Origin of the sequence: Nocardiopsis yanglingensis (assembly GCF_045809185.1) — a bacterium.
GTDB classification, from domain to species: Bacteria; Pseudomonadota; Gammaproteobacteria; order Xanthomonadales; family Xanthomonadaceae; genus Stenotrophomonas; species Stenotrophomonas yanglingensis.
Map to the genome: position 1 here is coordinate 123,180 of NZ_JBJNRH010000004.1, position 26,982 is coordinate 150,161.

Sequence of the window (26,982 nt, forward strand, 5' to 3'; positions counted from 1 at the left end):
GGATCCGGCAATGATGCGTTCCCCCCTGTTTCTCGCTCTCGCGCTGGCCGTAGGTGCCGGCACCCCGTTGCTTGCTGGCCAGGCCAGCGCGCAGACCACGCGTGCGGTGCGTGCCACCGCGGAAATGAGCATGGTGCTGTCCGGCCATATCGAGATCACGCCTGAGGGCGAGGTCAGCTCGCTGGTACTGGATCAGAAATCGGCCCTGACTCCGAGCATCGCCTCCTTCGTGGAAGGAACAATCGGCGGCTGGCGCTTCGAACCCACGCTGCACGATGGCAAGGCAGTGGCTGCACGTGCCCCGATGCGGGTGCGGCTGAGGGGGACGCAGATGGCCGATGGTGGCTACCAGGTCAGCATGACCAGTGTCGATTTCAGTGAATATGATCCGAAGGCTACCGATTCGGTGACCAAGATGCGCATAACCCCGCCTCGTTATCCGGACGAAGCCTATCGGAATGGCGCGCAGGGTGAAGTGTTGCTGATGATCAAGGTGGCGCGTGATGGCACCGTGGCCGATGTCATCGCCGAACAGGTGAACATGACCGTGGTCGGCCCGGAACGGGCCATGGCCAAGATGCGCGACATCCTGGCCAGAGCCAGTATCAGCAGCGCCCGCAGCTGGACCTTCAACCCACCGACCACCGGCGAGGACAGCACCCGCGACAGCTGGGAGGTACGCGTCCCGGTAGGCTTCGCCCTGGGCAACGACCGCAACACCGCGCAGGAACGCTATGGTCGCTGGCGCGCCTTCATTCCGGGACCTCGGCAGACCATACCGTGGCGCAAGTCGGCCCCGGTCGAGCGGGGCGGCAGCGACCTGCTGCCGGAAGGCGGCGTGTACATGGTCGATGGCGCCAAGCGCGGCGTGCGTCTGCTGACCCCGCTGGAAGAGAGCTGAGTGCTGGAGCGGAGCCGGGCAATCCGGCGCCGCGTCAGTCGGCGTACGGGTAGATCACCACCCGGTTGCGGCCCTGTTCCTTGGCCATGTACAGCGCCTTGTCGGCCAGCCGCAATGCCTGCTCGGCGTCGACGTGGAAGCTGGGGAAGTGGGCCACGCCCAGCGATACGGTGATGGTGCCGACCGGTTCGAACGGATGGTCGGCGATGTGCTGGCGCAGGCGTTCACCGGCCTGACGGGCCGATTCAGTACTGATGCCCGGCAGCAGCAGCAGGAATTCCTCGCCACCGGCGCGGCAGAGGATGTCGCTGTCGCGCGAGTAGCGGCGCATCTGGTCAGCGATGTGGACGATGGCGTTGTCGCCGACGTCATGTCCGTAACTGTCGTTGATCGACTTGAAGCGATCGATGTCCAACGCCAGGATCGCGAACGGAATGCCCTGCACCTGCAGCGCGTCCAGCGCCTGCTGCAGCCCGCGGCGGTTGAGCAGGCCGGTCAGCGGGTCGGTGCGGCTGGCACGGTTGAGCGTGCCGATACGATCCTGCAGGGCATTGAAGCTGTGCAGCACCGCCTGCTTGAGCTGGGCGACCTCGAAGTACCAGGCGCGGATGCCACTGACATGGTTGATCGCATTGCCGGTATCCTCACCGCCCTGCACATTGCGCGCCAGCTGCCACAACGGCATCGAAATGCGGCGCGCGAACCACCAGGTGACCAGCAGCGACAGCAGCCCGAGCGGAATCGCATTCCAGATCACCGCAGTCATCAGCCGTGACAGTGGCTGCAGGGTGGCCTCGGTCGGGCGCTGGGCGATGATGCCCCAGCCGGTGGCCGCCACCGGCGCATAGCCGGCCAGCATCGACACACCGCGGTTGTTGCGTACCTGCTGTGCGCCACGCTCTCCACGCACCACGGCCTTCACCGCCGGGTTGCCGACCACGTAGTCACCCACCCGCTTGCCATCGGCGTGGTACAGCAGGCGGCCATTGCGGTCCACCACGTACAGATAGGAACCGTCGCGGTAGTAGTGCTTGCCCAGCAGCGTGTGCAGTGCACTGCGCTGGCGCAGGTACAGGGTGCCGCTGACATAGCCTCGATAGCGGCCCTGGCGGTCGAAGATCGGGTGCGACAGCGAGACCAGCAGCTTGCCGGTGGCCGACTGGTAGGGATCGCTGATCATCGGCTGGCGCGCCGCCAGTGCCGCGTTGTTGCCGACACTGTGCAGCACCTCACCCTGCAGCTGCAGGGTCTGCGGCGAGGTGGCGATCACCAGGCCGTCGGCGTCCACCACCAGCGAGGAGTTGAAGCTGCTGGTCTGCAGCTGCAGGCGGCTGGCTTCGTCCTGGGCCTGCTTCGGATCAAGGTCGTCCTCGCCCAGGCGGGTCGCGGCATAAGCCAGTTGCTGCTGCGCGGCCAGCAGGAAGTTCTGGGTGGTCTCGGCCAGCTTGGTGGCGTAGACGCGGTTGGCTTCCAGGGTGTTGCCGACCAGCTGGTCGCGCTGCACCCGGTAGCTGGCCAGCAGGGTGTTGGCCAGGGCGATGATGGCGCTGAGCAGTGCCAGGGCGAGGATCAGCTTGCCCAGGTTGAGGCGGGGAGACAGCGTTCGCATGCGTCGACGGATCCGGCAGGAGGCTGGACCCGACCGGTTCTCCGGAAGGGGCGACAGCGGGAATCGGTGGCAGGGCCCACGGGGGCCGGGCTAGGGTATCGCGCGGATTATCCCCAAAAGTCGGCGGCGGCGAAGTGAAGTGCGTCGCCCTGCAGGCAAAAAAAAACCTGCCGCAGCGAGCGGCAGGTTCTTTTCGATGCAATGCCGTGGATCAGCGCTTCATCGAACCGAAGAACTCGTCGTTGGACTTGGTGTTCTTCATCTTGTCGAGCAGGAACTCCATCGCGGCCATTTCATCCATCGGATGCAGCAGCTTGCGCAGGATCCAGATCTTCTGCAGCAGTTCCGGTTCGATCAGCAGGTCTTCGCGGCGGGTGCCGGAACGGTTGATGTCGATGGCCGGGAACACGCGCTTCTCAGCAATACGACGGCTCAGGTGCACTTCACTGTTGCCGGTGCCCTTGAACTCTTCGTAGATCACCTCGTCCATCTTCGAACCGGTGTCGACCAGCGCGGTGGCGATGATGGTCAGGCTGCCGCCTTCTTCCACGTTGCGCGCGGCACCGAAGAAGCGCTTCGGGCGGTGCAGGGCGTTGGCGTCCACACCACCGGTCAGCACCTTGCCCGAGCTCGGCACCACGTTGTTGTAGGCGCGGGCCAGGCGGGTGATGGAGTCCAGCAGGATCACCACGTCCTTCTTGTGCTCGACCAGGCGCTTGGCGCGCTCGATGACCATTTCGGCCACCTGCACGTGGCGCGCGGCCGGTTCGTCGAAGGTCGAGCTGATGACCTCGCCGCGCACGGTGCGCTGCATTTCGGTCACTTCTTCCGGGCGCTCGTCGATCAGCAGCACAATCAGGTGCACGTCCGGGTGGTTGGTGGTGATGGCCGTGGCCACCTGCTGCATCATCATCGTTTTACCGGCCTTCGGCTGGGAAACGATGAGCGAGCGCTGGCCCTTGCCCTGCGGCGCCATCAGGTCGAGGATGCGGCCGGTGATGTCTTCCGACGAACCGTTGCCGCGCTCCAGGGTGAAGCGACGGCGCGGGAACAGGGCGGTCAGGTTCTCGAACAGCACCTTGTTCTTCGACGCTTCGATCGGCTCGCCGTTGATGGTATCGACGATGTTCAGCGCGAAGTAGCGCTCGCCATCCTTCGGGAAGCGGATGCGGCCGGAGATGTGGTCGCCGGTGCGCAGGTTGAAGCGGCGGATCTGGCTGGGCGAGATGTAGGTGTCGTCCGGGCCGGCCAGGTAGCTGGCTTCGGCCGCGCGCAGGAAGCCGAAGCCGTCCGGCAGGATTTCCAGCACACCGTCGGCGGCGACGCCGTCACCGTGGCGGGTCAGCACCTTCAGCAGCGCGAAGATCACATCCTGCTTGCGGGCGCGGGCCACGCCTTCGGAGATCTGCAGCTGCTCGGCGATTTCCAGCAGCTTCTGCGCCGGCATGCGCTTGAGGTCGCTCAGCGAGTAGACCGGGAAGCCCTCGGGCACGTTGGCGTGCGGGCGCGGCACGAACGGCTGCTGCTCGCCGCCATCGTTGGGCAGGCCATCGTCGCGGAAGCGGTTGTTGCGGTCACGGTCGCGGCGGTTGCGGAAGCGGTCGCGGCGGTTGCCCTGACCTTGCCCCTGGCCCTGCTGGCCGTTCTGGTTGTACGGGTTCTGGCCCTGGTTCTGGCCGCCCCCCTGGTGGTTCTGCTGGCGCGGCTGGCCGGATTCGCGACCCTCACCACCTTCGCCACCGCCACTGCTGGCAGGGGCCTCGGCGGCGGGCGCGCTCGGTGCGGGGGCGGCTGCGGCCGGTGCCGGCGCTTCGGGCGCGGCGGCCAGCGGCAGGGTCGGCTGCGCCGGAGCGGCGCTGGTTTCGGCGGCTGCCGGAGCGGCGGCCTTGCTCACGCGGGGCTTGCGCACGCGCTTTTCGGCGGGCGCATCGGCGCTGCCGGTTTCGGAAGTGTTATCGGACAAGAGCGTTATTCCTCGCTTGAAGGTGCGAGCGCCCGGCTGGGGCGGCGAACGTTGGGAATGGGTCTGGAAGAAACTGCGTCCAGAGGGTGCGGCACGCGAACGCGGCCGGATATGCCGACACTATCATCGGCCAGCGGCGCCACGCAAGGGTCACCGGGAACAGCATTCATCATGGGCGCGGGGCGCCCCGCCGGCAGCCGTGGTCGACGGCTGCCGGGGAACAGCAGGATCAGGCCAGGGCCTTGTCCAGCAGGCCGGCCAGCTGGGCCTTGCCCACTGCACCGATCTGCTCGGCGACCTTCTCGCCATCCTTGAACACGACCAGATACGGAATCGAACGCACGTGGTACTTGGCGGCCAGTGCGCGGTTGTGGTCGACGTTGACCTTGGCGATCTTGGCGCGGCCCTGGTAGGCATCGGCCAGTTCGTCCAGCGCCGGGGCGATCATCTTGCACGGGCCACACCACTCGGCCCAGAAATCGACCAGCACCGGTTCCTTGGAATTCAGCACTGCGCTATCAAAGTCGGCGTCGCCGACATGTACAACCTTGTCGCTCATCTTGGTTTCTCGTCTTGGATTGCACCCGGCCATGCCGGAGGTGGGTGAACTGGGCCATGCCCGGTGGCGCGACCCTCGTCGTTGCCTCGCGGCGCACTGCCGCGGTGCGTTCGGCGGGATGCCTGGACGCTCACGGCCGGCAGTGTACCCCTATCGCAGGGCAGGGACAGGCGCCGGCTGGAACCCAGCGTATCGTGATCGCTTCGATGCCTGGTATGTGTCGGATTTCACTGTCTTCCTGTACATGGGGCTGGCAGTGGGCGACACCAGCGGCCCCGGCAGGGCCGTTCAAGTCCGGTGTGGCTGGGTGAAGGAAGCCGTCTCTTGACATTGTGAGACAGGTCATTCCGGTTTGCTGGCCCGAGTGCGTTAAACTGGGGCATTGTGCGGCGCGCGGACCGGGTGGTCCCAGCCTGCCAACCCGCCGCAGGGGCCGCAGTTTGCGACGGTGCCCCTAGACGATGAAGTGCCAGCCGCCCCACGGGCCGGCGGCCATACCAAGACGGACTCATGAGCGACAAACCGCTGACCGATTTGACCTTCTCCTCCTTCGAGCTGCATCCGGCCCTGCAGGCCGGCCTTGAAGGAGCCGGATTCACCCGTTGCACCCCGATCCAGGCGCTGACCCTTCCGGTCGCGCTGCCCGGTGGTGATGTTGCCGGCCAGGCCCAGACCGGCACCGGCAAGACCCTGGCCTTCCTGGTCGCTGTCGTGAACCGCCTGCTGACGCGTCCGGCCCTGGCTGACCGCAAGCCGGAAGATCCGCGCGCGCTGATCCTCGCCCCGACCCGCGAACTGGCCATCCAGATCCACAAGGATGCGGTGAAGTTCGGTTCCGACCTGGGCCTGCGTTTCGCCCTGGTCTACGGCGGCGTGGATTACGACAAGCAGCGGGAGCTGCTGCAGCAGGGCGTGGACGTGATCATCGCCACCCCGGGCCGCCTGATCGACTACGTGAAGCAGCACAAGGTGGTATCGCTGCACGCCTGCGAGATCTGCGTGCTGGACGAAGCCGACCGCATGTTCGACCTGGGCTTCATCAAGGACATCCGCTTCCTGCTGCGCCGCATGCCCGAGCGCACCACCCGCCAGACCCTGCTGTTCAGTGCCACCCTCAGCCACCGCGTGCTGGAACTGGCCTATGAGCACATGAACGAACCGCAGAAGCTGGTGGTTGAGGCCGAGACCATCACTGCCGCGCGCGTGCGCCAGCGCATCTATTTCCCGGCCGATGACGAGAAGATCCCGTTGCTGCTGGGCCTGCTGTCGCGCAGCGAAGGTGCGCGCACCATGGTCTTCGTCAACACCAAGGTGTTCGTCGAGCGCGTCGCCCGTTCGCTGGAAAAGGCCGGCTACCGAGTCGGTGTGCTGTCCGGCGACGTGCCGCAGAAGAAGCGCGAGAGCCTGCTCAACCGCTTCCAGAAGGGCCAGCTGGAAATCCTGGTGGCCACCGACGTGGCCGCGCGCGGCCTGCACATCGATGGCATCAAGTACGTCTACAACTACGACCTGCCGTTCGACGCCGAAGACTACGTGCACCGCATCGGCCGTACCGCGCGCCTGGGCGAAGAGGGTGATGCGATCAGCTTCGCCTGCGAACGCTACGCCATGGGCCTGCCGGACATCGAGGCCTACATCGAGCAGAAGATTCCGTCCGAGCCGGTCACCAAGGAACTGCTGACGCCGCTGCCGCGTCCGGAACGCCCGGCTCCGGCGGCAGGCGAGGAAGGCGAGGACAACGAAAGCGTCGGCCAGATCTTCCGCGAAGCGCGCGAAGCCCGCGCCGCCGAGGAAGAGCGTCGGGGCGGTGGTCGTAGCGGCGGCCGTTCAGGCGGTGGTGGTCGTGGTGGTCGCGACGGTGAGCGCAGCGGCGAGCGCCGTCCGCGCGGCCCGCGCAAGCCGCGCGTGGAAGGCGAGCAGGGCGCTGCCGCCCCGGTCGCCGGTGCCGAAGGCGCCGCTGCCCAGGCCCCGCGTCCGCCGCGCCCGCCGCGTGCCGAAGGCGCACCGGAAGGTGCGGTGGACGGCGAGCACAAGCCGCGCAAGCGCCGTCGTCGTCGCCACGGCCGTCCGGTCGAGGGTGCCGAGGGCGTGCAGAGCGCCGCCGGCAATGGCGCCAGCCCGGTCACCCCGGTGCAGGTGGTGGCCAAGCCGGTGCGCACGGCTGCTGATACCGGCGATTCGTTCCTGACCCGCATTGGCCGCAAGATCCGCCGGATGCTGTCGGGCAGCTGATCGGTACTGCCGATCAGCGGGTAGCACCCGACCGTTGGTCGGGTGGCATTGAAAGGTGTGCCGACCAACGGTCGACACCCACCAAGCCGGACCGGTAGCACCCGACCGTTGGTCGGGTGGCATTGAAAGGTGTGCCGACCAACGGTCGGCACCCACCAGGCCGGACCGGTAGCACCCGACCGTTGGTCGGGTGGCTTTGAAGGGTAGTGCCGGCCGCTGGCCGGCATGCCGCGCAGCCGCCTGCCAGGCGACCCTGTCGCATCTGACTCTGGCCGCGCCTGCCAGCCTCCATCCAAGCTGACGCCTCCCGCATCCGGAGGCGTCACGCGATGGCATCCGCACCCTGCTACGACACATTCGATCTGCACTACGCGCAGCACGTAGCGGCTTCTGCATCCCGTCCGCTGGAACGCCGGACGCTGCTGGAGCTGGCCGGTCCACTGCAGGGGCGGGATGTCATCGATCTGGCCTGCGGCTCCGGTGATTTCGGCCGCCACCTTCTGCTGCACGGGGCCCGTAGCGCTCTCGGCGTCGATCTGTCCGCCGCGATGATCGAGCAGGCGCGCCAGCTTTCCGCGCAGGGCGGTGACGCCATGCAGTTCCTGCACGGCGACGCGACCCGTCTGGACATGCCGGCTCGTTTTGATATTGCCGTGGCGGTCTGGCTGTTCAACCACGCCGATACGCTGCAGGAACTGGAGCGCATGTACCGGGCCACGGCCGACGTCCTCAAACCGGGCGGAAGGTTGCTGGCTATCGTTACCCATCCGGCATTCCGCCTGGCCCGGGGCGACTTTTCGCGTTACGGCGCACGCATCGTCGGGCAACAGGTGCTGGACGATCATCACCTGGTGGAGGTGGAGTTCGCCGATGCGGCCGTGGCCCGCGTCACCGACCATCAATGGCGCGCGGACCAGCATGAGCAGGCGGCCGCCCGCGCGGGGCTGCCCGGGCTGCAGTGGCAGGCGCCGGTGCCGACAGCGGCGGAATGCCAGGCCCGGCCTCCTGGCTTCTGGGATGAATACCGGGACAACAACGCGCTGGTGGTCCTGCACGCCCGCAAGGAAGCGTAGCGCCCGGGCAGCCGGGCGGGCACCGCGGCGGATCGAAGATTCCGCCAGGCAGGGCCCAGCGCTACCGATCGGCGGCGCCGCTCCTGCATAATCGGGGCATGAGTGTCCTGCGCTTCGACAATGTCAGCAAACAGTACGCCGGTGGCCACGAGGCACTGACCGATGTCAGTTTCGAGGTCGCGCCGGGCGAGATGCTGTTCGTCACCGGCCATTCCGGTGCGGGCAAGAGCACCCTGCTCAAGTTGATCCACCTGGACGAGCGGCCAAGCCGCGGCGCGGTGGTGTTCGACGAGCGCAACCTGCTGAAGGTGCGTGGCGGCGACGTGCCCCGCCACCGTCGCGCAGTAGGTGCGGTCTACCAGGACCACCGCCTGCTGATGGACCGCTCGATCGCCGAGAACGTGGCGCTGCCGCTGATCCTGCGCGGCACCCGACGCGGCGACATCAACAAGCGCGTGCGCTCGGTGCTGGAGCGGATGGGCCTGGGCCATCGCGAGAAGGCGCTGCCCTCGCAGCTGTCGGCCGGTGAGCAGCAGCGCGTCGGCATCGCCCGCGCCATTGTCGGTGAGCCCAAGCTGCTGGTGGCCGATGAGCCGACCGGCAACCTCGACCCGACCCTGGCGGCGGAGATCATGGCCCTGTTCGCCGAGCTGCCCGCGCGCGGCACCAGCGTGCTGGTGGTCAGCCACGACCTGCCGCTGCTGCGCCGCATGCGCAAGCGCGTGCTGATCCTTGACCACGGCCGGCTGGTGGATGACATCTCGCCGCAGGACCTGGCGGAGTAACCGATGGCGAAGAACGAAAACAGCGAAGCCGCCGCCCCCTCGCGCGTGGGCGTCTGGTTCCAGCACCACGTGCACAGCGTGGTGTTCAGCCTCGGTCGCGCCTGCCGCAAGCCGTGGGCGACCCTGCTGACGGTGATGGTCATGGCGCTGGCGCTGGCCCTGCCGCTGGGCCTGTCGATCGCGCTGGACAATCTCAAGCAGTTCGCCGGCAGCGTGCAGCAGTCGCGCGACATCAACGTGTTCCTGAAGGGCAACGTCGATGGCCCCGGCGCGCTGCGGCTGGCGGGCCAGCTGCGTGACCGCGACGACGTGGCCGAAGTGAACGTGCGCACGCCCGAGCAGGGCCTGCAGGAGCTGCGCGATGCCGGCCTCGGTGAGGCGATCGATGCACTCAACGACAACCCGCTGCCGTCGCTGCTGGTGATCACCCCGGGCCAGGGCAAGGACGACGCGCGGCTGGCGCGCACGCTGGAAAGCCTGCCCGAGGCCGACCTGGTGCAGCACGACGCACTGTGGCGCCAGCGTCTGGATGCCTGGCTGGCGTTCGGTGCGCGGTTGGTGCAGGTGCTGTCGGTACTGCTCGGCGTCGGCGCCGCGCTGGTGGTCGGCAACACGGTGCGCCTGGACATCCAGGCCCGTCGCGAAGAGATCGGCGTGCTGCAGCTGCTGGGCGCCAGCGATGGCTTCATCCGTCGCCCGTTCCTGTACCTGGGCGCCTGGTATGGCCTGGGTGCCGGCGCGGTGGCGCTGGCCCTGATTGCTGCGGCCGGTGCCGCCCTGCGCGTGCCGCTGGCCGAACTCTCGCGCAGCTACGGCAGCCCGTTCGTGCTGCACGGCCTGGACCTGCTGCATGGCGGCCTGGTCCTGCTCGGCACGCTGCTGCTGGGTTGGCTGGGGGCATGGCTGGTGACCGGCCACTTCCTCCGCCAGACCCGCCCGACCGACACCTGAGACCGGCATGCAACCGCAAGCGCTGAAGCACCTTGAAGGGCCCGCGACGCGGGTGATGGTGGTCGATGGCTCGAAGCTGGTGCGCAAGCTGATCGCCGACGTCCTGCAGCGTGACCTGCCGGGCGTGGAGGTGATCGGCTGCGACAGCATCGAGGAGGCACAGCTGGCGCTGGCGCAGGGGCCGGTGGATCTGGTGACCACCTCGCTGACCCTGCGTGATGGCGACGGCCTGGCGCTGGCGCGCATGGTCCGCGAAGCCGCAGGCCAGGCCTATGTGCCGGTGATCGTGGTCTCCGGCGATGCCCAGCAGCACCTGGAGCAGCGCCGCTTCACCGAGTACGTCACCGACTATTTCGACAAGGCGCTGGGCCACGAGGCACTGGCGACCTTCATCCGCGGCTACGTGCAGCCGCAGACCATACCCGGCGCCACCATCCTCTATATCGAGGACAGCCGCGTGGTGGCCGAGGCCACCAAGCGCATGCTGGAGCGCCAGCAGTTGAACGTGCTGCACGTGGTCAGCGCCGAAGAGGCGTTCACCCTGCTCACTGCCGAGTCGCTGGGCCGCAGCCGCCACCGCATCGACCTGGTGCTGACCGACGTCACCCTGAAGGGTGAACTGAGCGGCCGCGACGTGGTGCAGCGCGTGCGCGTGGACTTCGGCTACGGCAAGCGCCGCCTGCCGGTGCTGGTGATGACCGGCGATGGCAATCCGCACAACCAGACCGGGCTGTTGCAGTCCGGTGCCAACGACCTGGTGCTGAAGCCGATCGAAGAACGGCTGCTGGTCACCAAGGTGCTGTTCCAGCTGCGGCTGGCCCGATTGAATGATGGACCCCTGATTCGATGATGGATGAAGTAGCCGACACCCCGACGATCCAGCTGGAACCGAGCTGGAAGCAGCATGTCGGCGATTACCTGTTGCAGCCGCAGATGCGCGAGCTGTCCAGCTTCCTGCGCCAGCGCAAGGCCAGCGGTGCGGCGGTGTTCCCGCCTGGTCCGCAGATCTTTGCCGCGTTCGACGCCACGCCGTTCGAACAGGTGAAGGTGGTCATCCTCGGCCAGGATCCGTACCACGGCCGCGGCCAGGCGCATGGTTTGAGTTTCTCGGTGGCGCCGGGCGTGCCGGTGCCGCCGTCGCTGCTGAACATCTACAAGGAGATCGAGAGCGATCTCGGTATCCCGCGTCCGGACCACGGCTGCCTGATCCCGTGGGCGCAGCGCGGCGTGCTGCTGCTCAATGCCGTGCTGACGGTGGAAGAGGGCCAGCCCGGTGCGCACCAGGGGCGTGGCTGGGAAGGCTTCACCGACCACGTGGTGGATGTGCTCAACCGCGAACGCGACGGCCTGGTGTTCATGCTCTGGGGCGCGTACGCGCAGAAGAAGGGCAAGGTCATCGACACCCGCCGCCACCGTGTGCTGAAGTCGCCGCACCCGTCGCCGCTGTCGGCCCACCGCGGCTTCCTCGGCTGCCAGCATTTCTCGATAGCCAACGAGTACCTGCAGCGCCGCGACCAGGCCCCGATCGACTGGTCGCTGCCGCCGCGTTCGGCGCTCTGAGCACGGGTGCCCGGCCCGGGCTGAACGCCTGGCAACGTTGCTGACCCTGAATGGGCCTCAAGAACGGCCCGTTCAGCTCCGCTTGACCGGAATCGGCCGGTTTCCAGTAGGTAATTGCTTGAATTCCAAGGGATTGTGAATCCCGAAAAGCGTGCTCGCCACTGTCATCAAATCGCGCTACGGTAGGGCTCTGTTTGGGACCAGTGTTGCATCAATAGGATGCTGGAACTTTTTCCTCCTTTAGCAGTCCAAATGCCGGACTGCTAAGATGGGTGCCTATGAGCCAGAACACCTCTACTGCCCTTGTGGCAAACAATCTCCCGATTCCCAGTGCGCTCGGTTCGCTGGACGCCTACATCGGTGCCGTGCACCAGATCCCGGTGCTGTCGGTCGATGACGAACAGGACCTGGCCCGTCGCTTCCGCGACGGCAACGATCTGGACGCCGCCCGCGAGCTGGTGCATTCGCACCTGCGCTTCGTGGTGCACGTGGCCCGCGGCTACAACGGCTACGGCCTTGCGCTGGGCGACCTGATCCAGGAAGGCAACATCGGCCTGATGAAGGCGGTCAAGCGCTTCGACCCCGACATGGGCGTGCGCCTGGTCTCCTTTGCCGTGCACTGGATCCGTGCCGAGATGCACGAGTTCATCCTGAAGAACTGGCGCATCGTGAAGGTCGCCACCACCAAGGCGCAGCGCAAGTTGTTCTTCAACCTGCGCAAGTCGAAGACGCGCCTGGGCTGGATGAACGCGGCTGAAGTGAGCGCGGTGGCCAAGGATCTGAACGTGTCCGAGCGCGAGGTCATGGAAATGGAGTCGCGCCTGTCCGGTCGCGATATCGGTTTCGATGCGCCGACCGACGAGGACAACGAGCACGCGCCGCCGTCGCCGGCCGCGTTCCTGGTCGCCAACGACGAAGACCCGTCGATGGCCTACGAACGTGCCGACAGCGAAGACAACCAGATGCAGCTGCTGCGCGAAGGCCTGGCTGAGCTGGATGCCCGTTCGCGCGACATCATCCGCCGCCGCTGGCTGGACGCGGACAGCAAGGTGACGCTGCAGGAGCTGGCGGACGAGTACGGCGTGTCGGCCGAGCGCATCCGCCAGGTCGAAGCGAACGCGCTGAAGAAGATGAAGGCGCTGTTCACCGCGTAAGGCGGGGTGGCGTTGAAATAAAGAAAGGCCCGGCAATGCCGGGCCTTTCTTGTTTGTGGGGCTCATCCACGCATGGCATGGATCTACTTCGGCGGTACGGCATCCAGTAGAGCCACGCCATGCGTGGATGCTCTGCGGCGGCTCATGACGCGATCTGCTATCGAACTGACAATCTGGTTCTGATGGAATATGCGAAACATCGCAGGACGCATGCAGTGACCAAAGCCCAAGAGAAGGGGCGTGCGAAAAGCCGACTGCTGCAGACGATGCACGACGCGGCGGTCAGTCTGCACGCTCACGACCTCATCGATACGCCTCGTTTGAGGATCTATGAGGCGCTGTGTCTTAAGCCTGTCTCCGCGTGCAGCAATACCCAGCCAAGGAGGTCGACGCCCGCGAAAGCGCGTTGATTGATCGCACCGAACTGGCCAGTTCTTTGAATGGCAAAAGGCCCGGCAATGCCGGGCCTTTCTTGTTTGTGGGGCTCATCCACGCATGGCGTGGATCTACTGACGCCGCGCGGGCCTCACCCCTCGCGTGCGATCGCGCGCCAGCCGATGTCGTTGCGGTGGAACTCGTTGGCCCACGTCACCTTGGCTACGCCGGCGTAGGCATTGGCCTGCGCGTCGCGCACGCTCTCGCCCAGCGCCGCCACGCACAGCACGCGGCCGCCGGCACTGAGCACCTGGCCCTGTGCGTCCAGCGTGGTGCCGGCATGGAACACCTTGGCACTGGCCGGCACGTCGTCCAGGCCGGAAATCACATCACCGGTGATCGGCGCTTCCGGATAAGGCTTGGCCGCCATCACCACGCCCAGCGACGGGCGCGCATCCCACTGTGCCTCGATCTGGTCCAGGCGACCATCGATCGCTGCCTCCACCAGGTCCACCAGGTCGGACTGCAGGCGCAGCATCACCGGCTGCGTTTCCGGGTCGCCGAAGCGCACGTTGAACTCGATCACCTTCGGCGCGCCGCTGGCATCGATCATCAGGCCTGCGTAGAGGAAGCCGGTGAACGGGATGCCATCGGCAATCATGCCCTGCACGGTCGGGTACACCACCTCGCGCATCACCCGCGCATGCACTTCGGGGGTCACCACCGGCGCCGGCGAGTACGCACCCATGCCGCCGGTATTCGGACCGGTGTCGCCATCGCCGACGCGCTTGTGGTCCTGCGAGGTGGCCATCGGCAGTGCATGCACGCCGTCGACCATCGAAATGAAGCTGGCTTCCTCGCCGTCCAGGAATTCCTCGATCACCACGCGCGCGCCGGCATCGCCGAACGCGTTGCCCGAGAGCATGTCACGCACCGCGTCTTCGGCTTCGGCCAACGTCATTGCGACAATCACGCCCTTGCCGGCGGCCAGGCCGTCGGCCTTGACCACGATCGGTACGCCCTTCTCGCGGATGTAGGCCAGGGCGGCGTCCACCTCGGTGTGCACGGCGTAGAACGCGGTGGGGATGTTGTGACGGGCCAGGAAGTCCTTGGCGTAGGCCTTGCTGCCTTCCAGCTGCGCGGCGGCGGCGGTCGGCCCGAAGATGCGCAGGCCGGCGGCGCGGAAGCGGTCGACCACGCCGGCCACCAGCGGTACTTCCGGGCCGACCACGGTCAACGCCACGTCTTCCGCCTGGGCCAGCGCCAGCAGGCCGTCGATATCGGTGACCTTGACCGCCACGTTGCGGCACTTGTCTTCGCTGGCGGTGCCGGCGTTGCCGGGCGCCACGATCACTTCGGTGACACGGGAGGACTGGGCCAGCTTCCATGCCAGGGCGTGTTCGCGGCCGCCAGAGCCGATGACAAGTACGTTCATCACGAGATTCCAGATTGCGTGGGAAGGGAAGATCGATATCCCCGGCGGCGCGCGTGCCTCACTCGCAGCCTTCGCGTCGCAGCGATTCGGGGAAGGAATAGGCCCAGGTCTTCGGGTCCAGGGTGAAGCGGTGCTGCTGCCGGACCTGCTTGCCGCCACAGGTGGTTCCGGTTTCCTCGATCAGCAGTGGCCAGACGCGGGCGCTGCGGTCGCTGTCGTCAAAACGCAGGGCGAAATCGATGCTGAAGCGGCGGGTGCGGCAGTCATTGGCCGTATCCGGGTCGGTACTGGCGTCGGCAGCGTCGCACTCGTACTGGGCGTCATTGTCGATATGGCTGCGCACGCTGCCGCTTGCAACCAGGCCGTTCGGGCCCGGCAGGATCAGCGACTGCGAGAGCAGCGAGAAACCCTGCCCGAACCAGCCGTCTTCGACGCGGAAACCATAGAAGTCACTGCCGGCGCGGATGATGCTGGCGGTGCCGGGCTGGCCGCCGCTGCCGAAGCGCTCGCCGGTCAGTTCGCTGGTCACTTCGAAGCCCTCGCCCTTCGGGCGCAGCACGAAGAACTCGATGGTTCCTGGGTCGATATGCGCGCCATCAACCAGCGCACCACACACGGCCAGCAGCTGTTGCCAGCTGTCACCGCTCACCACCGGTTGCTCCGCGCAGACCTGCCAGTCCATCGCATGGGTGTCGCCATCGTCGGTCCAGCTGCCGCGCCATTCACCGGAGAGCCTGGCGTTGCTGCCGTAACGCTGGACCAGGAAAGCCTGCAGCCGCGCGGTGCGGCTGACATGCTGTTCTGGTGCGGCAGGGACCACCGCCGGCGCCTCTGCCTTCGGGCCCGCGCTGGGCTCGAAGGCAGGCTTGCAGCCTGCCAGCATGGCCGCACCCGCCAGGGCGAGGGCGGCCAGCGATTTCATTGAAACTGTGGACATCCGTGTCGCTCCAGGATCAGTGACGGAAGTGGCGAACACCGGTGAACACCATGGCCAGGCCATGTTCGTCGGCGGCGGCGATCACTTCGGCATCGCGCATCGAACCGCCCGGCTGGATGACCGCCTTGATGCCGGCGGCGGCAGCGGCATCGATGCCATCGCGGAACGGGAAGAACGCATCGGAGGCCATCACCGAGCCCTCGACCACCAGGTTCGCATCGGCGGCCTTGATGCCGGCGATGCGGGCCGAGTACACGCGGCTCATCTGGCCGGCACCCACGCCAATCGTGCGGTTGTCCTTGGCATAGACGATCGCGTTGGACTTCACGAACTTGGCCACCTTCCAGGCGAACAGCAGGTCGGTGAACTGCTTGTCGGTCGGCGCCAGCTTGCTGACCACCTTCAGTTCGTCGCGGGTCATGCCGCGGTTGTCGGAGGACTGCAGCAGCAGGCCCGAGCCGACGCGCTTGCTGTCGAAGTTGTTCAGGCCATCGCCGTGCGGGATGCGCAGCACGCGCACGTTGGCCTTCTTCTGTGCGTATTCCAGCGCGGCCGGCTCGTAGTCCGGGGCAATCAGCACTTCCACGAACTGGCGGTCCAGGATCACCTTGGCAGTGGCCGCGTCCAGCGGCTTGTTGAAGGCGATGATGCCGCCGAAGGCGCTGGTCGGGTCGGTGGCGTAGGCCAGCTCGTAGGCGTCGCCGTTGCCGGCACCGACGGCCACGCCGCACGGGTTGGCGTGCTTGACGATGACGCAGGCTGGCGCGTCGAACTGGCGCACGCACTCCCACGCCGCATCGGCATCGGCCAGGTTGTTGTAGCTCAGCTCCTTGCCCTGCAGCTGCTGGAAGGTGGCCAGCGTGCCCCGCACCGGGTACAGGTCGCGGTAGAACGCGCCGCTCTGGTGCGGGTTCTCGCCGTAGCGCAGGTCCATCACCTTCACGAAGGTGGAGTTCATCTGCGCCGGGTACTCGGCACGGGCCGGCACGGCGGCGTCGGTGGCGGTGACCGCCGACAGGTAGTTGCTGATCGCGGCGTCGTACTGGGCGACGCGGTTGAACGCGGCCACCGAGAACGCGAAGCGGGTGGCAGCCGACAGCTGGCCGTCGTTGGCGTCCAGCGAAGCCAGCAGCTCGGCGTACTGCGACGGATCGGTAGCCACCGCCACGCGGGCGAAGTTCTTGGCCGCCGAGCGCAGCATGGCCGGGCCGCCGATGTCGATGTTCTCGACCGCGTCGGCCAGGGTGCAGTCGGCCTTGGCGGTGACCGATTCGAACGGGTACAGGTTCAGTACCAGCAGGTCGATGGCACCGATGCCGTGCTCGGCCATCACTGCATCATCCAGGCCCGAACGGCCCAGCAGGCCGCCGTGCACCATCGGGTGCAGGGTCTTGACCCGGCCGTCCATCATTTCCGGGAAGCCGGTGACGTCGGCCACGTCTTTCACGGCCAGGCCCGCATCGCGGATCGCCTTGGCGGTGCCGCCGGTGGACAGCAGCTCCACGCCGCGTGCCGCCAGCGCAGTGGCCAGCTCGACCAGGCCGGTCTTGTCGGAAACGGAGAGGAGGGCCCGGCGGACGGGCAACAGATCAGCAGTCATGGGACAGAATCGGCAGCGGAGCGGGGCCGATATTGTAGGCGGTGGGGGCCGGTGGCGGGCGCCGACGGGCGAAATCGGCTGCCAGCGCGGGCCTGCGGCCCCCTTCGGCACAGCCCGGTTGGTTGCAGACTGCAAGCAATCCGATGGGGCGGCATCGCCCCGATCGGGTAGGCTGTGCCCGGACTGCCAAGGATCAGCAGGTACAGATCGTGTCGATCTATGCATTGAAAGGACGTTTCCAGGACCTGTTGCGTCCGGCCGTACGCGGCCTGTACCGCATGGGGATCACCGCCAATACGGTGACCGTGGCCGCTGCCGTGGTCTCGCTGCTGGTGGCTGCGGCCGTGTGGTGCTGCGCGCCGGCGCAACCGCTGCTGTACCTGCTGCTGCCGCTGTGGATGCTGCTGCGCATGGCGCTCAACGCCGTGGACGGCATGCTGGCCCGCGAGTTCGGCCAGCAGTCGCGGCTGGGCGCCTATCTGAACGAGTTGTGCGATGTGATCGCCGATGCGGCGCTGTACCTGAGCCTGCTCAGCGTGCCGGGCGTGCGCCCGGAAGCACTGTGGCTGCTGGCCTGGACCGCGGCCCTGAGCGAGTACGCCGGGGTGCTGGGGCTGATGGTCGGTGCCAGCCGCCGCTATGACGGCCCGATGGGCAAGAGCGATCGCGCCTTCGTGATCGGTGCGCTGGGCCTGCTGCTGGCGTTTGAGTGGGTTGGCGCGATGACGGTCACTGGCGTGGCCGCGGCCATGGCGGTGCTGTGCGTGCTGACGATGATCAATCGCGTCCGTCGCGGACTGCGGGAAGCGGCGGTTTCGCCGAATTAATCAAGCAGATACAAAAAGACAATCAGGAGATTGCATGCGTCAGGCGCAGGAGCGGGAATTCCACAGCTTCGACCAGGTACCGCTGTTCTACCGGTACTGGGCGAGCACCACCGCAACCCCGGCCACCAAGGCCATCGTGCTGTTGCACCGCGGCCACGAGCACTCCGGGCGTGTCACCCACCTGGTCGATGAGCTGGACCTGCCCGACACCGCCTTCTTCGCCTGGGATGCGCGCGGCAATGGCCGTTCGCCGGGGGCGCGTGGCGATGCACCGGGCTTCCCGGCGCTGGTGCGTGACCTCGACAGCTTCATCGCCCACATCGGCGCCGAGCACGGTATCGCGGTGCAGGACATCGCGGTGATCGCACAGAGCGTGGGGGCAGTGGTCGCCGCCACCTGGGTGCACGACTATGCACCACGCCTGCGCGCGCTGGTGATGGCTTCGCCGGCGTTCAAGGTGAAGCTGTACGTGCCGTTCGCACGCCCGGGCCTGGCGCTGATGCAGAAGCTGCGCGGCAATTTCTTCGTCAACAGCTACGTCAAGCCGCAGTGGCTGACTCACGATCCGGCGCGGGTGGAAAGTTATCGCACCGATCCGCTGATCACCCGGCCGATCTCGGTGCGCGTGCTGCTGGGCCTGTACGAGGCCGCCGACCGCATCGTGGCCGATGCGCAGGCGATCAGTGTGCCGGTGCAGCTGCTCGTGTCCGGCTCGGACTTCGTCGTGCATCGCGGCCCGCAGGACCGCTTCTACGAGCGCCTGTCCAGCCCGATCAAGGAGCGCGTGCACCTGCCGGGCTTCTTCCACGACACGTTGGGCGAGCGCGATCGGGCGCCGGCGCTGGCGCGCATCCGCGGTTTCATCCAGGCGCGTTTTGCCGAGCCGCTGCGTGAGCTGTCACGCCGCGATGCGCACCGCCATGGGCCGACCTTCGAGGAATCGGAAATCCTGGCCTGGCCACCGGAACGCAACAGCCTGGCCGACCTGCGCTGGCGCGTGGTGCGTGGCGGCCTGCGCTTCGGTGGCACGCTGTCCGAAGGCATCGCGCTGGGCCTGCAGACCGGTTTCGATTCCGGCAGCACGCTGGATTACATCTACCGCGACCAGGCACGCGGCAAGGGCCCGCTCGGCCGCATTGTCGACCGCAACTATCTGGATGCGATCGGCTGGCGCGGCATCCGCGTGCGCGGCCAGCACCTGCAGGAACTGCTGCGCGATGCCGCCCAGCGCCTGCGCGGGGAGGGCACGCCAGTGCGCGTGCTGGACGTGGCCGCTGGCCATGGCCGCTACGTGCTGGAAGCGCTGGGCCGGGGCGAGCAGCGCGCCGACCGCATCCTGCTGCGCGACTTCAGTGATCTGAACGTGACCCAGGGCCACGCCTTGATCGAGCGCCTGGGTGCGGCCGACATCGCCCGCTTCGAACAGGGCGATGCGTTCGACCCGGCACAGTTGGCGCAAGTCGACCCAGCGCCGACGCTGGCGGTGGTATCGGGCCTGTACGAACTGTTCCCCGACAACGACGCCGTGCTGCGCTCGCTGCAGGGCATCGCTGCAACGGTGCCGGTGGGTGGCTACCTGGCCTACACCGGCCAGCCCTGGCACCCGCAGCTGGAATTCATCGCCCGCGCGCTGACCAGCCACCGCGGCGGCGCCGCGTGGGTGATGCGGCGCCGCACCCAGCAGGAAATGGATGAGCTGGTGCGCCTGGCCGGGTTCGAGAAGGTGGCGCAGCGTATCGATGACTTCGGCATCTTCACCGTGTCGCTGGCGCGCCGGACCGCGTGATGGCAACGCTCGCCGCAACCCCGCTGGCCGTGGAGGGGCGCCCCTGGCGGCGCGCCCTGCTGTGGCTGGCCCTGCTGGGCCCGTTCTTCTTCGCCAGCTATGGCTTTGCCAACTGGATGGCCGGCCGCCATGCCGAACTGCCGGTGATGGCCTTCGGCTGGGAAACGCAGATTCCGTTCGTGCCATGGACGATCGTGCCGTACTGGTCGATCGATCTGTTCTACGCGATCTCGTTTTTCCTGTGCCGTCAGCGCTTCGAACTGGACCGGCACGCGCTGCGGCTGTTCAGTGCACAGCTGATCGCCGTGACCTGCTTCCTGCTGTGGCCGCTGCGCTTCAGCTTCGAGCGTCCGGAGATCGGCGGTGTGTTCGGCTGGCTGTTCGATGTGCTGCTGGGCTTCGACAAGCCGTTCAACCAGGCGCCATCGCTGCACATCGTGCTGTTGATCGTGCTGTGGGTGAAGTTCGCGCAGTACCTGCACGGTGTGTGGCGCTGGGTGCTGCACGTATGGGCGCTGCTGATCGGCGTCTCGGTGCTGACCACGTTCCAGCACCATTTCATCGATATCCCGACCGGCCTGCTGGCCGGCTGGCTGTGCGTCTGGCTGTGGCCAGAGCAGGGCACACCACCGTTGCGCGCCTGGCGCACCGCACGTGATGCCAAGCGCTGGCGCCTGGCGGGGCTGTACCTGCTGGGGGCCGCTGTGCTGCTGGTGCCGGTGGTATTTCTGCGTGGCGCGGCGTTGTGGCTGCTGTGGCCGGTGGTGTCGTTGCTGCTGGTGGCGCTGGCGTATGCCGGGCTGGGTGCGGCGGTGTTCCAGAAGCGGGCCGATGGTCGCCTGACCATGGCCGCACGCTGGCTGCTGGCGCCGTACCTGGGTGCAGCCTGGATCAATTCACGGCTGTGGACGCGGCGTGCGCCGCAGGCGGTGCCGGTGATGGATGGCGTGTGGCTGGGGCGCATTCCCTGTGCTGCGTTGCCAACATCCTTGGTCGGCGTGGTCGATGCCTGTGCTGAACTGTCCTGTCGTGCACCGGGCGCGGCGTATGCCAGCGTGCCGATGCTGGACCTGGTGGTGCCCACGCCGGAACAGTTGCGCGCGGCGGCCGAGGCCATCGAGCGGCTGCGTGCGCATGGACCGTTGCTGGTGTGCTGCGCACTGGGCTATTCGCGCAGCGCCGCCAGCGTGGCGACGTGGCTGCTGCGCAGTGGTCGCGCCGTGGATGTCGAGGCGGCGGTCGCGATCGTGCGTGCCGCACGACCGGGCGTCGTGATGGGGCAGGCGCATCTGCGCGCCATCGCGGCAGCAAAGGGAGACCGTACATGAGCGCGGTTCCCGACCTTGCGACCATGCGGTTGCTGCTGCGCCAGGGGCGTTGGCCCGCGCTGCTGTCGCTGGGGTTGCTACTGGTGGCGTTGCTGTTGCTGGGCATCGAACCGGGGCTGGCGATGATCGCCGCCGGGCTGTTGCTGCTCAGTGTTGCCGCGGGCATCGCACAGATCTACCACGCGTGGCGGGTGGAGCTGGATGCCAGCCTGTTGCAGCTGCTGCGCGATGAAGGCCTGGAGGGCGATGCTGCCGCGCGCCGCACCGACCAGCTGCTGCACGACAGTGGCCTGCGCCGCGCGTCGCCCGATGTGCCACTGCGCGGCTGGGATGCGCGCTGGGCCGGCATGCGTCGCCTGCTGCTGCGCCAGTACCTGCTGACCGCAATGCAGTTCGCACTGCTGGTGCTGGCCGTGTTGTGGCCGCAGACGTGAACGGGAGGGACCGATGTTCGCTGAATTGATTGCGCGCGCCTGCAGTGGCGCGATCCATGTGGTGACCGGCGCCCGCGCGTTGTGGATCGGCTGTGCGCCGTCCAGCGAGCGACGCGTGTATTACGGCAACCACGCCAGCCACGGCGACTTCGTGCTGATCTGGTCGTCGATGCCCCCGGCACTGCGGCGGCAGGTGCGCCCGGTGGCCGCGGCCGAATACTGGCAGCGCGATGGCCTGCGCCGTTACCTGATCGATGCGGTGTTCAACGGTGTGCTGGTCGAGCGCGAGGCCGGCCATCGCCAGCAGGATCCGCTGCAGGTACTGCGCGATGCCGTGGACGAAGACTGCTCGCTGATCCTGTTCCCGGAAGGCACGCGCAATGTCGGCGATGAGCCGCTGCTGCCGTTCAAGAGCGGCATCTACCACCTGGCGCGGCAACGGCCGGAGCTGGAGTTCGTGCCGGTGTGGATCGACAACCTGAAGCGGGTGATGCCGAAGGGCCGGTTCCTGCCGTTGCCACTGCTGTGTACGGCCACCTTCGGCACGCCGCTGCGGCTGCAGGCCGACGAGGACAAGGCCGCGTTCCTGGCGCGCAGCCGGCAGGCGCTGCTGGACCTGGCGCCGAATGGAGGTCGTGCATGAGTTTCGTGTTGGATGTATCTGGCGATCTGGCGACGCAGAGTGTCGGCCAGCAGACCGGCCTGCTGTTCGCTGGCGTCGGCGCGGTGCTGGTGCTGGCGACGTTGGTGGCCGAGACCCTGCGCTGGCGCCAGCGTGGGCGGCCCAGCGCGGTGATCGCCAACCTGGTCTCGCGCATCCGCGCCTGGTGGGTGATGGCGATCGTGGTCGGGCTGGCGCTGTTCTTCGGCCGTGCCGGGGTGATCGTGCTGTTCGCGATCATCTCGCTGTTCGCGCTGCGCGAGTTCATCACCCTGGCGCCGACCCGTTCAGGCGACTACTACGCGCTGCTGGCCGCGTTCTATATCGTGCTGCCTTGGCAGTACTACCTGGTGTGGATCGACTGGTACGGCATGTACACGCTGCTGATCCCGGTCTATGCGTTCCTGTTCCTGCCGATCCTGTCGACCATCGGCGGCGACACCACCCACTACCTGGAGCGGACCGCGAAGGTGCAGTGGGGGCTGATGATCTGCGTGTTCTGCATTTCGCATGTACCGCTGCTGCTGAACCTGCATGTGCCCGGGCATGATCCGTCGCGCAACGTGCTGCTGTTCGCCTTCCTGGTGATCGTGGTGCAGTCCTCGGACGTGCTGCAGTACATCTGGGGCAAGCTGCTGGGCAAGCACCTGATCGCACCGAAGCTGTCGCCGTCGAAGACGGTGGAGGGTTTCGTCGGCGGCGTGCTCAGTGCCAGCGCGCTGGGCGCGGCGCTGTGGTGGATCACCCCGTTCACGCCGTTGCAGGCGTTCGGCCTGTCGCTGCTGATCAACCTGATGGGGTTCTGGGGCGGCCTGGTGATGTCGGCGATCAAGCGCGATCGCGGCATCAAGGACTGGGGCCACATGATCGAGGGCCATGGCGGCATGCTCGACCGGCTGGATTCGGTGTGCTTCGCCGCGCCGGTGTTCTTCCATGTGGTGCGGTACTACTGGAAGGCGGGCGGCGGCGGCTGATTCCGTGGGGGCGGCATCCACGCATGGCGTGGATCTACCGGTAGTGCCGGTCGCTGGCCGGCAACGGCAACATCCTGCCATCGTTCATGGGGTTGCCGGCCAGCGGCCGGCACTACCCGCGCTCGCTTACGCGCTGATGCCGTATTCCTTCAGCTTCTTGCGCAGGGTGGCGCGGTGGATGCCCAGCATCGCGGCGGCCCGGCTCTGGTTGCCTTCGCAGTGGTTGAGCACTTCCACGAACAGCGGAATCTCCATCTCGCGCAGCACGATCTCGTAGACATCGTCCGCGTCGCAGCCATCAAGGTCACGCAGGTAACGGCGCACGGACTGGGCGACATGTTCACGCAGCGGTGGCCGGGGAGCGCCACGACTGTTGTCAGGACGAGAAAGGACAGCGTTCAAGGGGGTTCCCGATTCGGTTGGCCCGTGCGCGCGAAGCGCGCGGCCGGACGAGGTGGTGGCGGTCAGTCTAGCGCGAGCGTGCCCGGCCTGCCATGACCGGGCGGCCGCTTATGATCAAAGGAAGTCGAAGGTGAATGCGACGGTAGACGCCGCGGGCTCCTGTACGCGGAAGGCGACGCGTGCGCTCTGTCCCGGTTCCAGCAGGGCCGCACCGGGGTTCTCGCCCAGGTACTGCGCGGGCGTGAACACGCCGCTGCCGATCACCCGGCCATCGGCATCGGACAATGACAGACGCAGGTCCGGCCACGCCTGTGCCCAGCGCGCATCGTTGCGGATGCTGGCCTGCACCTGCAGCACGCCGGCCTGGCCTGGCAGGGGGCGGATCTCGCGGCTGGTCATGGTGAACGCAGTGGGTTCGTGCCAGGCGGGCAGGCTGCAGCGCAGCACGCCGCACAGCGTCCCCAGCCATGCGCGGTTGCCGGCGTCGGCGGCCAGCCGCGCGCGGTCGGCCAGCACGCTCTGCAGCACCAGCAGCAGCGCCAGCGCGGCGACCAGCAGCCAGTGCCAGCGCGGCGTCGGCAGGGTGCGTGGGCGCGCATTGCCGAGGAAACTGGGTGCGTCGGCGGTAACCGCCGTTGCCGGTAGTGCGACCGGTGCCGGTTCGATGGCCGCGGTGTCATCAACGATGACCGTGTCATCGTCGTGTTGCATCTCCGCCGCCGGCGCAGGGGCCAGGTCGAGGGGCGCGGCCGGCGACTGCGTTGCAGACGCAGCAGGCCCAGCTTGGTCCTGCGCGCGCGTATCGGTCGCAGGCGCAGCCTCACCTTCCGGCGTCGTGCGCAGGAAGGTAGCCAGGGGGCGGCGCGGTGGGTTCGGCTCGGACATGCTCAGGGCGCGGGCTCGGATCCAGCGGTCATTCAACCACGATCAGGCGCGGCGTACGCCGGTGATGCGCATCCAGTCGCCGTCCTGGGTGGCCTGCAGGTCGTCGAACCATGCGGCGTAGCGCTGCAGCAGTTCGCCTTCCTGGCCATGCAGGATGCCCGACAGGGCGATGCGACCGCCGGCGGCGACGCGTGCGGCCAGCAGCTCGGCCAGCGCATCCAGCGCCGAGGCAAGGATGTTGGCGACCACGATCGGATAGGTGGCGACCGGTTCGTCCTGCGGCAGGTACACATGCATGCGGGCCTGCTCGCCATTGCGCTCGGCATTGTCGGCGGTGGCGACCAGCGCCTGCGGATCGTTGTCCACGCCGATCGCTTCGGCGGCGCCCAGCTTCAGCGCGGCCAGCGCGAGGATGCCCGAGCCGCAGCCGAAATCGAGCACGCGCTGGCCCTGCAGCAGTCCATTCACGGCCAGCTGGTCCAGCCAGCGCAGGCACAGGGCTGTGGTCGGGTGGGTGCCCGAACCGAAGGCCAGGCCCGGGTCCAGTCGCACCACGGCCGCATCGGCGGCCTGTGCGGCTTCCGGCAGTTCATGGTTCCACGGCACGATCCAGGTACGGCTGCCGAAATCCATCGGCTGGAACTGGTCCAGCCAGGCGCGTTCCCAGTCTTCGTCCTCGACGGCACGGAAGCTGCCACCACTCCAGTCCAGCTCCGGGTCGAAGGATTCCAGCGCGGCCAGCAGCAGCAGGGCGTTGCTGTCGGCGGGGAACAGTGCGCTCAGCACCAGGGTGTCCCACAGCGGGGTCTCGCCCACGCCCGGCTCGAGGATGGCCTGTTCGTTGCTGGTATCGGCCTCGGCATCGAGCAGGGTGACGGCCAGTGCGCCGACGTCCTCCAGCGCGTTTTCATAGCGGGGCTGGGTGGCTTCGGTGCAACGCAGGGTCAGTTCCAGGAACGGCATGGCGGTGGGGGCAATCACGGGAAAGGGGGCCATGCTAGACCATCAAGGCGTCTCCGTATTGCCTGAGATGCTGCCCCAGGATGAACGGAGGTGGTTCAGACAGGCCTGTCGGGCCTTGCTAAACTGGGCACTTTCCTGTGTGCCGTGAACGCTCACTGCCGCCAATGGCCTTTGCTCCGACCCTGAAAACCTGGTTGCTCGTGCTGCCGGCGGTGGCCGTGCTGGGCGTGGCCGGGTATCGGGCCAGCGGCCATGCCGGGTCGGTGCAGACGACGGTGGGCGAGCTGCCGGCGTCGTCGCTGGCAGCGGTGGATGCGGCGGTGCCGCTGCCGGTGGTGCCGGAAGCGCTGGCGCGTCGGCTGGCGGCGTTCGAGCGCGGCAATGCGCTGCCCTCGGGTCTGCCGCTGGATCTGCGCGCCGACATCGAGGATGCCACCGATCTCTACGCCTATGCGCAGCGCCTGCGCGTGCAGGCCGACGACGGCAATCACGAGGCGCGCTGGATGCTCAGTCGGGTCTACGACTACTGCGCTCAGTACGCCATCGACCCCGGCGGCTACCGCTTGGACAACAACGTGCTGGCGGGGTTGGGTCTGACCGCCGCGCCGGCGATGGTGCAGGCACGTGAGCGCGTGGCGCAGCGCTGCGGTGGTTTCGTGCCGGGCGACAAGCTGGGGTCCGCCCTGGTGCTGGCGGAGCGTCGCAAGGCGGCCGCGCAGGGCAACCTGGCAGCGGAAGCATCGCTGTTCGCCGAAGGCGAGCCGTTGCAGGACAGCCCCGAGTATCGCCGTGATCTGGTCGAGCGGGTGCGCACCTCACGCGACCCGGAAGCGTTCATGGCGATCGCGCCGGGCATGGGCGTGCGTGCGGCAGGGGACCGCGCACTCAATGGCCTGGTGGCCGGCGAGCAGCTCAGTGAACTGGCATGGCGGCTTGCGGCCTGCGAACTCGGTCTACCGTGTGGGGCCGACAGTGTGCTGGTCAACAGTTTTTGTGCGAATGGAGGGATCTGTTCGCAGGATGGGACGCAGGATTTCCGGGATTTTGTGTATGACGCTGCGGTTTCGCGGCAAGGTGCGGGGAAAATGAAGCAGTGGATCAAGCGATTGGTTGGAACGAGGGACGGGCAATGAATTACCGTCGATTCCTGCATGGGGCCAAGTTCTGGTTCTGGGTGGCGCTGTTCGTGGCTTACTCGGCCGGCGCGGTCGGGCTGTTGATGATCGACACGTACGAAGATCGTTACCGGCATCTGTCGAAAGTGGAACTGACCACGGTGAAGGCGCACGAAGACGTGCGCCGCGCGGGTGCCAGCCAGGTCGCCGCGGTCTATCGCGCGCAGAGTGGCATGCCGTTCGCCTCGTTGCCGGCCGGCAGCACCTTCCAGGTGGTGTGGCCCGATGGCTCGACCGAGACCATGGTGATCATCGATCCGAGTTCACCCAACGGTATCCGTCCGCTGGCGAACTCGCAGATTCCTGCGACGGCGGCCGACGCGCGCTGAGCCCGCCTGGGTAGAGCCGGGCAGGCCCCGGCTGTGCTTTCCGGCAAGCCGAGCATGGGCTCGGCTCTACAGATACAGAAAAGG

General features: G+C 67.4%; 25 protein-coding genes. 16 read left to right on the plus strand and 9 right to left on the minus strand.

Features of this window, described 5'->3' with window-relative positions; translation table 11 throughout:
- Nucleotides 1-10: 10 nt before the first annotated feature.
- Nucleotides 11-901, plus strand: coding sequence for an energy transducer TonB (locus tag ACJ7C5_RS08145; protein ID WP_094001335.1), 891 nt, complete (start codon nucleotides 11-13; stop codon nucleotides 899-901).
- A 34-nt stretch (nucleotides 902-935) separates the two neighbouring features.
- On the opposite strand, the gene ACJ7C5_RS08150 is transcribed toward ACJ7C5_RS08145, so the two are convergent.
- From ACJ7C5_RS08150 to trxA, 3 genes are all read right to left on the minus strand, one after another.
- The gene (locus tag ACJ7C5_RS08150) at nucleotides 936-2,510 is read right to left on the minus strand and encodes a sensor domain-containing diguanylate cyclase (RefSeq protein ID WP_412703599.1); all 1,575 of its coding nucleotides are present in this window, start codon (nucleotides 2,508-2,510) and stop codon (nucleotides 936-938) included.
- A gap of 211 nt (nucleotides 2,511-2,721) precedes the next feature.
- Nucleotides 2,722-4,473: a transcription termination factor Rho gene (rho, locus tag ACJ7C5_RS08155; RefSeq protein WP_094001169.1), complete on the minus strand. Its 1,752-nt coding sequence runs from the start codon at nucleotides 4,471-4,473 to the stop codon at nucleotides 2,722-2,724.
- A 229-nt stretch (nucleotides 4,474-4,702) separates the two neighbouring features.
- Entirely contained in the window at nucleotides 4,703-5,032 is a 330-nt protein-coding gene (gene trxA / locus ACJ7C5_RS08160; RefSeq protein WP_088027548.1) for a thioredoxin TrxA, read from the minus strand.
- A gap of 510 nt (nucleotides 5,033-5,542) precedes the next feature.
- Between trxA and rhlB the strand changes: the two genes are divergently transcribed.
- The 7 genes from rhlB to rpoH all read left to right on the plus strand — a co-directional run bounded on the left by rhlB (nucleotide 5,543) and on the right by rpoH (nucleotide 12,787).
- Entirely contained in the window at nucleotides 5,543-7,264 is a 1,722-nt protein-coding gene (rhlB, locus tag ACJ7C5_RS08165) for an ATP-dependent RNA helicase RhlB (protein WP_088027546.1), read from the plus strand.
- A gap of 329 nt (nucleotides 7,265-7,593) precedes the next feature.
- Nucleotides 7,594-8,337, plus strand: a complete 744-nt coding sequence (locus ACJ7C5_RS08170) for a class I SAM-dependent methyltransferase (RefSeq protein ID WP_412703600.1) — start codon at nucleotides 7,594-7,596, stop codon at nucleotides 8,335-8,337.
- Between the two features lie 98 nt (nucleotides 8,338-8,435).
- Nucleotides 8,436-9,122, plus strand: a complete 687-nt coding sequence (gene ftsE / locus ACJ7C5_RS08175; RefSeq protein WP_019338976.1) for a cell division ATP-binding protein FtsE — start codon at nucleotides 8,436-8,438, stop codon at nucleotides 9,120-9,122.
- Between the two features lie 3 nt (nucleotides 9,123-9,125).
- Nucleotides 9,126-10,073, plus strand: coding sequence for a permease-like cell division protein FtsX (ftsX, locus tag ACJ7C5_RS08180; protein WP_412703601.1), 948 nt, complete (start codon nucleotides 9,126-9,128; stop codon nucleotides 10,071-10,073).
- A 7-nt stretch (nucleotides 10,074-10,080) separates the two neighbouring features.
- The gene (locus tag ACJ7C5_RS08185) at nucleotides 10,081-10,923 is read left to right on the plus strand and encodes a response regulator (RefSeq protein WP_088027540.1); all 843 of its coding nucleotides are present in this window, start codon (nucleotides 10,081-10,083) and stop codon (nucleotides 10,921-10,923) included.
- Nucleotides 10,923-11,633 carry a uracil-DNA glycosylase gene (gene ung, locus ACJ7C5_RS08190; RefSeq protein ID WP_412703602.1) on the plus strand — a complete coding sequence of 237 codons (711 nt, stop codon included), beginning with the start codon at nucleotides 10,923-10,925 and terminating at the stop codon, nucleotides 11,631-11,633. Before ACJ7C5_RS08185 ends, ung begins: the two co-directional genes overlap by 1 nt.
- Nucleotides 11,634-11,911: 278 nt before the next feature.
- Nucleotides 11,912-12,787: an RNA polymerase sigma factor RpoH gene (gene rpoH / locus ACJ7C5_RS08195; protein WP_006473441.1), complete on the plus strand. Its 876-nt coding sequence runs from the start codon at nucleotides 11,912-11,914 to the stop codon at nucleotides 12,785-12,787.
- A 526-nt stretch (nucleotides 12,788-13,313) separates the two neighbouring features.
- Here rpoH and purD read toward each other — a convergent pair.
- The 3 genes from purD to purH are packed head-to-tail and all read right to left on the minus strand — an operon-like array spanning nucleotide 13,314 to nucleotide 17,134.
- On the minus strand, nucleotides 13,314-14,597 hold the full coding sequence (gene purD, locus ACJ7C5_RS08200) for a phosphoribosylamine--glycine ligase (RefSeq protein ID WP_412703603.1): 1,284 nt from the start codon (nucleotides 14,595-14,597) through the stop codon (nucleotides 13,314-13,316).
- 58 nt (nucleotides 14,598-14,655) lie between these two features.
- Nucleotides 14,656-15,534: a hypothetical protein gene (locus tag ACJ7C5_RS08205; protein ID WP_412703604.1), complete on the minus strand. Its 879-nt coding sequence runs from the start codon at nucleotides 15,532-15,534 to the stop codon at nucleotides 14,656-14,658.
- A 16-nt stretch (nucleotides 15,535-15,550) separates the two neighbouring features.
- The gene (purH, locus tag ACJ7C5_RS08210; RefSeq protein ID WP_412703605.1) at nucleotides 15,551-17,134 is read right to left on the minus strand and encodes a bifunctional phosphoribosylaminoimidazolecarboxamide formyltransferase/IMP cyclohydrolase; all 1,584 of its coding nucleotides are present in this window, start codon (nucleotides 17,132-17,134) and stop codon (nucleotides 15,551-15,553) included.
- A gap of 209 nt (nucleotides 17,135-17,343) precedes the next feature.
- On the opposite strand from purH, the gene ACJ7C5_RS08215 reads away from it, so the two are divergent.
- From ACJ7C5_RS08215 to ACJ7C5_RS08240, 6 genes are read left to right on the plus strand one after another with little or no spacing between them, the layout of a single operon-like run.
- Complete coding sequence (locus ACJ7C5_RS08215) at nucleotides 17,344-17,961, plus strand: CDP-alcohol phosphatidyltransferase family protein (RefSeq protein WP_094001334.1); 618 nt, start codon at nucleotides 17,344-17,346, stop codon at nucleotides 17,959-17,961.
- Between the two features lie 34 nt (nucleotides 17,962-17,995).
- Nucleotides 17,996-19,747, plus strand: a complete 1,752-nt coding sequence (locus ACJ7C5_RS08220) for a bifunctional alpha/beta hydrolase/class I SAM-dependent methyltransferase (RefSeq protein WP_412703606.1) — start codon at nucleotides 17,996-17,998, stop codon at nucleotides 19,745-19,747.
- Nucleotides 19,747-21,075, plus strand: coding sequence for a phosphatase PAP2/dual specificity phosphatase family protein (locus ACJ7C5_RS08225; RefSeq protein WP_412703607.1), 1,329 nt, complete (start codon nucleotides 19,747-19,749; stop codon nucleotides 21,073-21,075). The genes ACJ7C5_RS08220 and ACJ7C5_RS08225 overlap by 1 nt, the downstream gene beginning before the upstream one ends.
- The gene (locus ACJ7C5_RS08230) at nucleotides 21,072-21,509 is read left to right on the plus strand and encodes a hypothetical protein (RefSeq protein WP_412703608.1); all 438 of its coding nucleotides are present in this window, start codon (nucleotides 21,072-21,074) and stop codon (nucleotides 21,507-21,509) included. Before ACJ7C5_RS08225 ends, ACJ7C5_RS08230 begins: the two co-directional genes overlap by 4 nt.
- A 13-nt stretch (nucleotides 21,510-21,522) precedes the next feature.
- On the plus strand, nucleotides 21,523-22,152 hold the full coding sequence (locus ACJ7C5_RS08235; protein WP_014038692.1) for a lysophospholipid acyltransferase family protein: 630 nt from the start codon (nucleotides 21,523-21,525) through the stop codon (nucleotides 22,150-22,152).
- A complete protein-coding gene (locus tag ACJ7C5_RS08240) occupies nucleotides 22,149-23,144 on the plus strand; it encodes a phosphatidate cytidylyltransferase (RefSeq protein WP_049446723.1) in 996 nt (331 codons plus the stop codon). The genes ACJ7C5_RS08235 and ACJ7C5_RS08240 overlap by 4 nt, the downstream gene beginning before the upstream one ends.
- A 126-nt stretch (nucleotides 23,145-23,270) precedes the next feature.
- Here ACJ7C5_RS08240 and fis read toward each other — a convergent pair whose 3' ends face one another.
- From fis to prmA, 3 genes are all read right to left on the minus strand, one after another.
- On the minus strand, nucleotides 23,271-23,546 hold the full coding sequence (fis, locus tag ACJ7C5_RS08245; RefSeq protein WP_005419706.1) for a DNA-binding transcriptional regulator Fis: 276 nt from the start codon (nucleotides 23,544-23,546) through the stop codon (nucleotides 23,271-23,273).
- Between the two features lie 114 nt (nucleotides 23,547-23,660).
- On the minus strand, nucleotides 23,661-24,257 hold the full coding sequence (locus tag ACJ7C5_RS08250) for a DUF3426 domain-containing protein (protein WP_412703609.1): 597 nt from the start codon (nucleotides 24,255-24,257) through the stop codon (nucleotides 23,661-23,663).
- Nucleotides 24,258-24,473: 216 nt separating this feature from the next.
- The gene (gene prmA, locus ACJ7C5_RS08255) at nucleotides 24,474-25,427 is read right to left on the minus strand and encodes a 50S ribosomal protein L11 methyltransferase (RefSeq protein WP_412703610.1); all 954 of its coding nucleotides are present in this window, start codon (nucleotides 25,425-25,427) and stop codon (nucleotides 24,474-24,476) included.
- Nucleotides 25,428-25,588: 161 nt separating this feature from the next.
- On the opposite strand from prmA, the gene ACJ7C5_RS08260 reads away from it, so the two are divergent.
- Nucleotides 25,589-26,527, plus strand: a complete 939-nt coding sequence (locus tag ACJ7C5_RS08260; protein WP_412703611.1) for a hypothetical protein — start codon at nucleotides 25,589-25,591, stop codon at nucleotides 26,525-26,527.
- The gene (locus ACJ7C5_RS08265) at nucleotides 26,524-26,898 is read left to right on the plus strand and encodes a hypothetical protein (RefSeq protein WP_088027514.1); all 375 of its coding nucleotides are present in this window, start codon (nucleotides 26,524-26,526) and stop codon (nucleotides 26,896-26,898) included. The genes ACJ7C5_RS08260 and ACJ7C5_RS08265 overlap by 4 nt, the downstream gene beginning before the upstream one ends.
- Nucleotides 26,899-26,982: the final 84 nt, after the last annotated feature.